10 protein-coding genes are annotated in these 11581 nt (G+C 30.4%); 1 reads left to right on the top strand and 9 read right to left on the bottom strand.

Going from position 1 to position 11581, the window contains the following annotated elements; translation table 11 throughout:
- Positions 1 to 50: 50 nt before the first annotated feature.
- From dnaK to gpr, 9 genes are all read right to left on the bottom strand, one after another.
- Complete coding sequence (dnaK, locus tag GFJ41_RS06585; protein WP_035114550.1) at positions 51 to 1889, bottom strand: molecular chaperone DnaK; 1839 nt, start codon at positions 1887 to 1889, stop codon at positions 51 to 53.
- Between the two features lie 67 nt (positions 1890 to 1956).
- The gene (gene grpE, locus GFJ41_RS06580) at positions 1957 to 2511 is read right to left on the bottom strand and encodes a nucleotide exchange factor GrpE (RefSeq protein WP_021432089.1); all 555 of its coding nucleotides are present in this window, start codon (positions 2509 to 2511) and stop codon (positions 1957 to 1959) included.
- Positions 2512 to 2526: 15 nt separating this feature from the next.
- Entirely contained in the window at positions 2527 to 3546 is a 1020-nt protein-coding gene (hrcA, locus tag GFJ41_RS06575; RefSeq protein ID WP_035114551.1) for a heat-inducible transcriptional repressor HrcA, read from the bottom strand.
- Positions 3547 to 3649: 103 nt separating this feature from the next.
- Positions 3650 to 4780 (bottom strand): radical SAM family heme chaperone HemW, encoded by a 1131-nt coding sequence (gene hemW, locus GFJ41_RS06570; protein ID WP_035114552.1) that lies wholly within the window; start codon positions 4778 to 4780, stop codon positions 3650 to 3652.
- Positions 4781 to 4974: 194 nt separating this feature from the next.
- Positions 4975 to 6306, bottom strand: coding sequence for an APC family permease (locus tag GFJ41_RS06565; RefSeq protein ID WP_021432087.1), 1332 nt, complete (start codon positions 6304 to 6306; stop codon positions 4975 to 4977).
- 259 nt (positions 6307 to 6565) lie between these two features.
- Complete coding sequence (gene lepA / locus GFJ41_RS06560) at positions 6566 to 8371, bottom strand: translation elongation factor 4 (RefSeq protein ID WP_035114553.1); 1806 nt, start codon at positions 8369 to 8371, stop codon at positions 6566 to 6568.
- A 133-nt stretch (positions 8372 to 8504) separates the two neighbouring features.
- Complete coding sequence (locus tag GFJ41_RS06555) at positions 8505 to 8762, bottom strand: hypothetical protein (RefSeq protein ID WP_035114555.1); 258 nt, start codon at positions 8760 to 8762, stop codon at positions 8505 to 8507.
- 9 nt (positions 8763 to 8771) lie between these two features.
- Positions 8772 to 9743: a stage II sporulation protein P gene (gene spoIIP / locus GFJ41_RS06550; protein WP_170074926.1), complete on the bottom strand. Its 972-nt coding sequence runs from the start codon at positions 9741 to 9743 to the stop codon at positions 8772 to 8774.
- Between the two features lie 12 nt (positions 9744 to 9755).
- Positions 9756 to 10712: a GPR endopeptidase gene (gene gpr, locus GFJ41_RS06545; protein ID WP_021429798.1), complete on the bottom strand. Its 957-nt coding sequence runs from the start codon at positions 10710 to 10712 to the stop codon at positions 9756 to 9758.
- A gap of 275 nt (positions 10713 to 10987) precedes the next feature.
- Between gpr and rpsT the strand changes: the two genes are divergently transcribed.
- Complete coding sequence (gene rpsT / locus GFJ41_RS06540; RefSeq protein ID WP_021432084.1) at positions 10988 to 11254, top strand: 30S ribosomal protein S20; 267 nt, start codon at positions 10988 to 10990, stop codon at positions 11252 to 11254.
- The last annotated feature ends 327 nt before the right edge of the window (positions 11255 to 11581 follow it).

Raw genomic sequence — 11581 nt, 5'->3', positions numbered from 1 at the left:
TTATTAATTTTATATATTTATTATATACAAGTAACGTTGATTTTCAAATACTATTTTTGATCATCTACTTCTCTGAAATCAGCATCTACTACATTGTCATCTTGTTTAGCTTCTTCTTCAGCTCCACCTTGTGCTTGTTGATCTTGAGCAGTTTGTTGGTACATTTGCTCAGCTATTTTGTGGAACTTTTTGTTTAATTCTTCTAAAGCTTTATTTAATTCTTCAGCTGTAACGTCTTCTTTAGCTTTTAATTCTTTTAATTTAGCTATTTCTGCTTCAACTTCAGATTTAGCATTAGCATCAACTTTATCTCCAGCATCAGCTAAAGTTTTTTCCATTTGGTATATAGTAGCTTCAGTTTGATTTAATGCTTCTATTTTTTCTTTCTTTTGTTTATCTACTTCAGCATTCATCTCAGCTTCTTTAACTTTTGCTTGTATTTCTTCTTCACTTAAGTTAGTTCCTGAAGTTATAGTTACCTTTTGCTCTTTTCCTGTTCCTAAATCTTTAGCTGTAACGTGTACTATACCGTTAGCATCTATATCAAAAGTAACTTCTATTTGAGGTATTCCTCTTGGAGCTGGTGGTATATCAGTTAATTGGAATCTACCTAAAGTAGTGTTGTCAAAAGACATACTTCTTTCACCTTGTAAAACATGTATATCAACAGCAGTTTGGTTGTCTGCAGCAGTTGAGAATACTTGAGATTTTTTAGTTGGTATTGTTGTATTTCTTTCTATTATCTTAGTCATTACATTACCCATAGTTTCTATTCCTAAAGATAATGGAGTAACGTCTAGAAGTAATAAGTCTTTAACATCTCCAGCTAAAACTCCACCTTGTATAGCAGCACCTGCAGCAACACATTCATCTGGGTTTATACCTTTGTGAGGTTCTTTTCCTATAAATTTCTTAACAGCTTCTTGAACAGCTGGTATTCTTGTAGATCCTCCTACTAATAATACATCATCTATATCAGAAGTTGAAAGTCCAGCATCTTGTAATGCTCTTCTAGTTGGTTCCATAGTTTTTTCTACTAAGCTTGCTGTTAACTCATCAAACTTAGCTCTTGATAAATCTATGTTAAGATGTTTTGGTCCTTCAGCTGTAGCTGTTATGAAAGGTAAGTTTATGTTTGTACTCATTGTTGAAGATAATTCTTTTTTAGCTTTCTCAGCAGCTTCTTTTAATCTTTGAAGAGCCATTTTATCATTTCTTAAATCTACACCTTCAGATTTTTTGAATTCTTCAGCTAAGTAATCTATTATAACTTGGTCAAAGTCATCTCCACCTAATCTGTTGTTACCAGCAGTAGCTAAAACTTCAAAAGTTCCATCTCCTATTTCTAGTACAGATACGTCAAATGTTCCTCCACCTAAGTCAAATACTAATATTTTCTTTTCTTGATCTAATTTATCCATACCGTAAGCAAGTGCAGCTGCAGTTGGCTCATTTATTATTCTCTTAACATCAAGTCCTGCTATTCTACCTGCATCTTTAGTTGCTTGTCTTTGAGCATCTGTAAAGTATGCTGGAACTGTTATAACAGCTTCAGTTACAGGTTGCCCTAAGTAGCTTTCAGCATCTGATTTTAATTTTTGTAATGTTATAGCTGATATTTCTTGTGGACTATAATCTTTTCCATCTATATTAACTTTGTAATCAGTTCCCATGTGAGTTTTTATAGATATTATTGTTCTATCTGCATTAGTAACTGCTTGTCTTTTAGCAGGCTCTCCTACTATTCTTTCTCCATCTTTTGTAAATGCAACTACTGATGGTGTAGTTCTCATTCCTTCGCTATTTGCTATTATTTGAGGTTCTCCACCTTCTAATACTGCAACACAAGAGTTTGTTGTTCCTAAGTCAATTCCTATTATTTTTCCCATTTTAATATCCTCCTTAAAAATTTATATGTTAATTGATATTAATTCAATTTTATTTTTTTATTCTATGTTAGCAAGATACTTTAACCATTGATGGTCTTAGAACCTTTGTACTTAATTTATACCCTTTTTGTAAAACCATAACCACTTGGTTTGCTGGTGTTCCATCTACTGATTCTTGCATAACTGCTAAGTGTAGGTTTGGATCAAATTCTTGACCTTCAGCTTCTATTTCTTCTAGTCCGAATTTTTCAAATGTAGCTTTTAATTGTTTTTGCACCATATCTATGCCTTTATACATGTTATCTTCTTTATCTGTACAAGCATCCATAGCTCTTTCCATGTTATCCATAACAGGTATTAATTCATTTAATATTTTCTCATTAGCAAATACACCCATAGTTTCTTTCTCTTGTTGAGTTCTTCTTCTATAGTTTGCGTACTCTGCTTGAAGTCTTTGAAGAGTATCTGTAAGTTCTTCTATCTTGCTATCTTTCTCATCAGCTTCATCTACTTCTTTAGCTTCAGTAGCCTCTTCTATAGCTTCTTCGATAACTTCTTCTACTTCCTCTGATGCATTATCTTTTATATCTTCTTGTAATTCTTCTTGTATATTGTTTTCCAAAACTTACACCCCTAACTATTTTTTGTTTAGTAGTAGTCCCATGTAATTTAATATAGAGTATACTTTTGAATAATCCATCCTTGTTGGACCTATCAAGCTTATTTTACCTACTACATTTTTATCTATATTGTAAGTTGCAGTTATAATACTACAATCTTGAGCTACCTCACATTCATTATCGCTTCCGATAATTATATTTAGGTTTTCTTTTTGTATTCCTTTAGATTTAAGCATACTCGATATATTTTCTTTCTCTTCCAGCATATTTAGAAATGTTTTAGCTCTAACAACATCACTAAATTCTGGGAAATTGAATATATTAGTTGCTCCGCTTAAAGATATCGCTGTGTTGCTTTCTTCAAAATCAAAGTTTAGTGCATCAATAAGCTTATCAATAAATAAAGAGTTTTCTGTTATTTCATATTTTATATAGTTTAGAAAATCTTCATCAATTTCAGTTATATTTTTTCCTGAAAGCTTCTTAGTAAGATTATCAGAAATTAAATTAAGTTTAGATTGATCAATCTGTATATTGGTTGATATAATAGTATTTTTTATTTCACCTTTTTCTGTAACTATTACTAAAACCATACTCTTTTCATCTAATCCAACCAATTGAACATGTTTTATAACTTGAATATTTGATGTATTTTTAGTAACAGCTATAGTCGTGTAATTAGTTAACCTAGATATCAACTTAGATGTTTCATGTATCAAATCTTTCATATAATTCATGTTTTGGTTTATTGACTCTTCTATTAAATGCTTTTCAATATCATTTAATTCGCATGTACTCATTAAAGAATCAACATACAACTTATATCCTTTTTCTGAAGGAATTCTCCCTGAGGAGGTATGAGGTTGAATCAAATATCCTAATTCTTCTAGGTCAGCCATTTCATTTCTTATAGTAGCTGCACTAACTCCTAGCTCATACTTTTTAGAAAGAGTTCTAGACCCTACAGCTTCTGCAGTTTCTATATAATCTTTAACAATAGCTTTAAGGATATTTAGTTTTCTTTCATTTAATTCCATATAATCCAAAGCCTCCTCTTTTGTTAGCACTCATTTAATTGGAGTGCTAAAAGATTATATATATTTTATATCACTTTAAATTTGCTTTGTCAACACTTTTTGATTAATTTAAAAATTCTATGAACACACTATTAGAAATTTCTCTTCCTTTTTGAGTTAGAGAAATGTTTTTTCCGTCAAATCTAACAAGCTCTCTTTTTATAAGCTTATCCATGACTTCTTGATATATATCATAAAAATCTGTATCAAATCTTTCTTTAAATACATCTATATTTATGCCTTCATTCATTCTAAGTCCCATAAATATAAATTCCTCTATCTTATCTTTTTTCGTTAATTCTATTTCTTCACTAACAGGCCTTATATTTTGCATAATACACTTATTGTATTCACATATGTCTTCTATATTTGAATATCTAGTATCCCCTATAAATCCTGACGCTCCTGGTCCTAACCCTAAATAGTTATCACACTTCCAATATATAATATTATGTTTACATTCTAAATCTTCTTTTGAATAATTAGATATTTCATACTGGTTATATCCATGTCTTTTTAAAGTATCTATTGTATAGTTATACATATTTATATCTGTATCTTCATCTAATAATTCAAATTCTTTATTTTGATACATATCATATAACTTCGTTCCCTCTTCTAATATAAGTGAATACGCAGATATGTGTGACGGATTTAAATTTATAATTTTATCCAATGTATCTTTCCATTCTTGAGTTTTTTGGTTTGGAAGCGCATACATTAAATCTATATTTATATTTTTAAATCCTATATCCAATGCATCATAATAGTTTTTCTCAAATTCTTCATATGTATGTATTCTTCCTATAGATTTTAAGTGATAATTTTGAGTAGCTTGAAGTCCTATACTCAATCTATTTATACCCATTTTTTTCATAGCTTCAAGCTTTTCTCTATTTATTGTTCCTGGATTACATTCAATAGTTATTTCTGCGTCTTTTTTTATATTAAAATTCTCATTTATATTATTAACAAGTTCTTTCAGTTCATCTACAGTTAAAATACTTGGAGTTCCTCCTCCAAAGAATACTGTATCAAAACACTTGTCCTTGAATTCACCTTTATAAAATTTTATTTCTCTTTCTATATTTATTAGATATTCTTTCTTTTGATTACTATTAATTTTATACGAGTTAAAATCACAGTAATAACATTTTTGCGCGCAAAACGGCACATGTATATATAGTCCTAACATAATTACTCCTTAATATTTAAATATAATTATATATATTATACCTCAAAACATAACTATTCTAATCTTATTCACCTAAAATTCACATAAAATATTTCTTTATTGAACTTCTATATAAACCAAGTAATAATTTCCTTAAACACAAAAAAGAGATAGTAAAATTACTATCTCTTTTTTATCTATTTTTAAATAATTAATTAATTATTTTTTTGTTTTTTTGACATTACTGAGTAAACTGGTAACCCTATAGCCGTAACTATTAATCCACCAGCAGCTACTAAAGTATTATTCATTAATTGGTTAACTATAACGAATAATCCACCAGCTATTGCTATTAATGGTATTATTGGGTATAAAGGCACTCTGTATGGTCTTTCTAAGTTTGGTTGATCTTTTCTTAACTTCATTACTCCTATGAAAGTTAATACATAGAATACCCATATTATGAATATTGTTAGATCTGTTAATAAGTTGAATTGTCCTGATAATGCATATAAACAAGCAAGTATTGCCATTAAGAATATTGCATTTGCTGGAACTCCACCTTTATTTAACTTACATAATGCTTTGCTTCCTGGTAATGTACCTTCACAAGCTAATGCGTAAGATACTCTAGGCCCAGTTAATAAGTATCCATTTAATCCACCGAATACAGATATTAATATACCAACTGTTACTATTTTACCACCCATTGGTCCAAATATTCTTTCTGCAACTAATGATGCTGGAGCACTTACTGTTGCCATTTCACTAGCTGGTACAACCCATAAGTAAGCTAAGTTTATAACTACATAAACAGCCATAACTATTGATAAACCACCAACTATAGCTTTTGGTAAGTCTTTACCTGGGTTTTTCATTTCTCCTGCTATAGATCCAACATTTATCCATCCATCATATGCGAATAATGCTGCTATTAAAACTTGACCTAAAACAGCTCCCATAGATAAGTTTTCACCTATGAATGGAGTTGTTATTGAGTTATCTCCTGATCCATTTATAAATCCAAATACTATTATAACAGCTAATGGTATTAATTTACATATAGTTGCTACAGTTTGTATTGTTCCACCTAATTTAGATCCTACTGTGTTTAATACTGCTAAAAATAATATAATTCCTAATGCTATTGGTAATACAACTGCCATATTAGTCTCACTTTGACCTATTAAAGTAGCTGCTTGTTGAGCAAATATTACACCTAATGCTGCTGCTGTCGCCGGGAAGAATAATACCGCTTGCATCCACCCTGTTAAAAATCCTAATCTGTCTCCATATATCTCTTTGATATATATCATCATCCCACCAGTTTTTGGTATTGCTGCAGATACCTCCGCTGCTGTAAGTCCAGCTGCTATTGTTATAACCCCAGCTATAACCCATGCTAGCATACCTAATCCTGGTGCTCCACCTGTTGCTGAATATATAGCTTGAGGTTTAAAGAATACCCCTCCACCTATAACCATACCAACAACTGTAGAAAGCGCTGCCGAAAAACCTAAAGTTTTTTGAAGTCCCTTGTTGCTCATCGTTTTCCTCCTTATATTTTTGCTTTATTAAAATGTCCAATATGAATATTACTACATTTTTTTATAAATAACAATACATTTCGACACTTTTATTTTTTTTTTTATAGTAGTTTAAATAAATTTATTTATTTTATAATTTAGGATAACCATTACCTCATTATTTTATTAAATTTTAGTTAGTTTCTATACTAAATTTTCTACATTTTTTGATTATTTCTACAAAAAAAATGAAGGGAAAATTCCCTTCATTTTATAATAATTAGCTATCTAATTTTAGTACAGACATGAACGCTTTTTGTGGAACTTCTACAGATCCAATTTGTCTCATACGTTTCTTACCTTCTTTTTGTTTTTCAAGAAGTTTCTTTTTACGTGATATATCTCCACCGTAACACTTAGCAAGAACGTCTTTTCTAAGTGCACTTATAGTTTCTCTCGCCATTACCTTATTACCAACTGCAGCTTGTATAGGTATTGGGAATTGATGTCTAGGTATTTCACCTTTTAATTTTTCACACATTGACTTCCCTCTTGAGTAAGCTTTACTTTCATGAACTATAAAGCTAAGTGCGTCAACTTGTTCTTTGTTTATTAATATATCTAATTTTACAAGCTTAGAAGGAACATAATCCTTTAACTCGTAATCTAATGATCCATATCCTCTTGTTCTAGACTTTAGAGCATCGAAGAAATCATAAACAACTTCATTAAGTGGAAGATCATAGTGAAGCATTACTCTTTTTTCATCTATGTATTCCATATTTATCATATCTCCACGTCTCTCTTGGCAAAGTTCCATAACTGTACCTACATAGTCTTTAGGAACTATTATGTCACCTTTTACCATAGGCTCTTCTATCATTTGTATCTCATCACGTTCTGGTAAGTTAGCTGGATTTTGTACCATAACTAATTCCCCATCAGTTTTTGTTACTTTATATATAACAGATGGTGCTGTAGTTATTATGTCTAAATCGAATTCTCTTTCTAATCTCTCCTGGATTATCTCCATATGTAATAGTCCTAAGAATCCACATCTAAATCCAAATCCTAATGCTGCTGAACTTTCAGCTTCAAATTCAAGAGCTGCATCATTAACTTGTAGCTTCTCTAAAGCATCTCTTACGTTTTCGTACTTTTCTCCTTCACCTGGGTATATACCACAATAAACCATTGGAGTAGCCTTTTTATATCCTGGCATTGGATTTTCAGTTGGGTTGTTAGCATCAGTTATTGTATCTCCGACACAACAACTTCTTATATCTTTTATACTAGCTGCAATGTATCCAACATCTCCAGCACTTAACTCATCTAACTCTCTTTGCCCTGGAGCCATAACACCAACTTCAGTTACTTCAAACTTTTTATTAGTGTTCATCATTTTTATAGTCATACCTTTTTTAACTGTTCCCTCATATACTCTAACGTATGCTACAACCCCTTTATATGCATCATAATATGAGTCAAATATTAACGCTTTTAAAGGAGCTTCTTTATCACCTTGTGGTGCTGGAACATTTTTAACTATAGCTTCTAGTACATCTTCTATGTTTAATCCACTTTTAGCTGATATAAGTGGAGCTTCACTTGCATCAAGCCCTATTATATCTTCTATTTCTGTTTTTATTTCATCTGGTCTTGCACTTGGTAAATCTATTTTATTTATAACTGGTAATATTTCTAAATCTTGATCTATTGCTAGATAAACATTTGCTAATGTCTGAGCTTCAACACCTTGAGCTGCATCTACTACAAGTAATGCCCCTTCACAAGCTGCTAAACTTCTTGAAACCTCATAGTTGAAGTCTACATGTCCTGGAGTATCTATTAAGTTTAAGAAATACTCTTGTCCGTCCTTAGCCTTATAAACTAATCTAATATTTTGAAGCTTTATAGTGATTCCTCTTTCTCTTTCAAGATCCATGTTATCTAGTAACTGATCTTTCATCTCTCTTTCACTAACAAGTCCTGTATGTTGAATTAATCTATCTGCTAAGGTAGACTTTCCATGGTCTATATGCGCTATTATACTAAAATTTCTCGTTCTACTTTGTTTGCTGTCCACCTTTTATTCCTCCTTTTTATTATTATCATAACTTTTATTTTATAATATATCCGCAATTATGTAAATATTGATACAACAATTTAAACAAAGGTTCTTAAAATAATATTAGGGCTATCGTATCGATAACCCTAATTTATCTTAAATTATTAAGTTTGCTTATTTTTTCTTCTACATCTTTTACAGTTTTCATAAATGAACCATTTAAGTTTTCTATAAAAACTTCTATGTTGTACTTATCTACCTTTCCTATCATAAGTGTAGCCTCTTTATCCACTAAAAATATGCATACACTTATTACACAAACCATAGTTAATATAAACATTCCTCTATATATAGGCCTTCTAGATAGCTTTTTAATCTTTTCCTCTTTTTTACGTTCTATTCGGCTCATAGTTTTATCCTACATACCTTTTTCTTTTAAAAATTCATCTATTACTTCTGCAATATATTTAACTGATGCTTGAGCTTCTTCTATAGTGTTTGCATTTCCTCCTACTTCTAGTAACAATGGCTTATCTGACTTATATTGATTGAATTTTGCTTTTGGCTTTTTAACTACTGGTCTTGTTATTCCTGGGTATTTACTTTCAGCAAATGCTGTAATTTCTTTTGCTAATTGTAAATTGTTAGAATAGTTCTCACTCTTTTCACCTACAACAAATAAAAATTTAGCAACATTTTCTCCATTTATTTTAGTTGTACATGCATCATGAAAATCTTTCTTAGCTTTTTCACTTGCTATATCTCTACCATCTCTATGTAAATCTATTATTACATCAATGCTTTTATATTTTGCCTGCATTGTTTCTATAGTTTTTAAACTTCTACTATATGCCCCTGTAAACTCCGGCATATCATGGTAAGTAGTATTGTGAACTACAGATCTTCCTCTTTTATCTAATTCTTGAGTTAAAAGTGCTCCAATTTCAAGAGTAGCATTTTCTTTATCATAAGAGTGATAATTTCCAGTTGGAGAATTTACATAAGTTTCTCCTCCATGAGTATGATATATAAGAATTTGAGGCTGATCTTTTGTCGCTAATACATTATCTACATATTTGCTACTTGTAGATGCTGTCTCTGTAGTTTTTTCTTTTTTCGATGAATCTTCAACTTTAGGAACATTTTCTTCTCCTACATACATCTTTACAAATTCATCTTCTTTATTTGTAGATTTTTTTTCTGATTTATTTTCCGCTTTACTTGCTTCCTTTTCATTTTCAGATTTAGGTGTATCTACCTTAGTCTCTGGATAACTTGTATTTATAAGAAATTTTAAAAACTCATCTTCATTTAATGCATACGATGTTTTAAAACATAACCCACATATAACACAGGTTAAAATGCTCAAACTAGCAACTTTTCTTCTCATATTATATCCTCCTTAATTTACAATTCTCCCAGGATGAAGCGATCTATTTAAGCCTTCGCTTATTATTACTGCTAGATTTTCAATCGTATCATCTATATCTTTTGGTGTAACTATTAAATTCTTATCATATGGTTCTAGTGATTCTCTTATAAAATGATATTTTTCTTCTTCTTTTAACTGTTTTAGCATGTTGTAAAAATCTTTGCTTTCTTTGGATTGTTCCATAAGATTATCAATTGCAAGATCAAGTACATCACTAGTTAATGTTGCAGCATCAACTACTGTTGGAACTCCTATCGCTATTACATCTACACCTAAATAGTCTTTATTTAATGCTTTTCGTTTATTACCAACCCCTCCTCCAGGTGAAATTCCAGCTGTTGAAATTTGTATCGTAGAGTTTACTCTCTCCATTTTTCTTGAAGCTAAGGCATCTATTGCTATAACTCTATCAGGCTTTATCATATCAACTATTGATTTTACAATCTCACTTGTCTCTATACCTGTAATTCCCATTACCCCAGGACTAAGACCTGCAACTTCTGTAAAATCATCATCATATTCTTTGTTGTAGTTTTTAAATATATGTCTAGTTACTAGAGTTTTAGAAACAGCTTTCGGTCCTAATGCATCTGATGTTATATTCCAGTTACCAAGCCCTATAACTAATGTCTTTTTAGTTTTATCAGTTCCAAGTATATCTATTAGTTCATCTTTTAAATATTCAGTTACCTGCTCTCTAGATTCATCATCATCATATTTCATTAACTTACTTTCTATAGTCGTGTAAATCCCTATCCCCTTGTTCATAATTTGAGATCCTTGTTCATCTAATACTTCAACTTTAGTTACAATACAATCATCTAATTCTTTTGTATCTATTTTAACTCCAGGTATATTACTTCCATCATTACCTTGTTCATATATTTCTCTAGCTTCTAGAGCTAAATCAGTTCTTAAACTTATCATAAAACTTCCTCCATTTTAAAAGTTTAAATTTAATCATACTAAACATTGTTAACAAATTTTATAATTTTATAACCAAATAAATTTAATTTAATTTTTTTTAGAATAATTAATTTGTAGGTTGTAAAATATTTTGATTTGGGTTATAATCTAAAAAGTCAAATGGAAAGATATTAAAAAAGTTAATAATAATTATCCTTGATTTTTAGATTTATTTCTGTTAAAATCTAATATGTTGACGATGAATAATATAAACTACTCACGAGGGGGTGAACCAGATGGCAAACATAAAATCAGCAAAGAAAAGAATAAAAGTTATCGAGAAGAAAACTGCTTTAAACAGAGCTAGAAAATCTCAAATAAAAACTGCAATAAGAAAGTTCGAAGAAGCTGTTACTGCAGGAAACAGAGAAGAGGCTGCTGCTAGATTCCAATACGCTCAAAAGAGAATATCTCAAGTAGCTTCTAAAGGAACTATACACAAGAACGCTGCAGCTAGAAAAGTAGCTAAGTTAGCTCAAAAGTTAAACGGAATGAACGCATAATTCCCGTTTAAAATAGATATTGACCCTTGATTTTAATCAAGGGTCTTTTTCTGTTTAATTTAAAACTTTGCATAAAAAATTCGCTTCGCTCATGTCGCCAACGACTCCGTCCGTTGCTCAAAATGTCATTTTTTACTTTCACCAAAACATTTGTATCACTATGTTACATAAGTTACCCACAAAATTTAATTAAGTATAATTTCCTTAAGCGTAAAAAATAAGGAATTATCCAAATTCTAGATTAATAGTAAACTAGTTAAGTATTATTTAAGAATTTACCCTATACTTTAATTATCTTCAAAGTTTCATATGGATAAATTTTTAAAC

The sequence above is a fragment of the Paraclostridium dentum genome, assembly GCF_012922555.1.
GTDB classification, from domain to species: domain Bacteria; phylum Bacillota; class Clostridia; order Peptostreptococcales; family Peptostreptococcaceae; genus Paraclostridium; species Paraclostridium dentum.
Note: the sequence above shows the minus strand (reverse complement) of the source record. Positions and strands in the feature narration are given on the sequence as shown.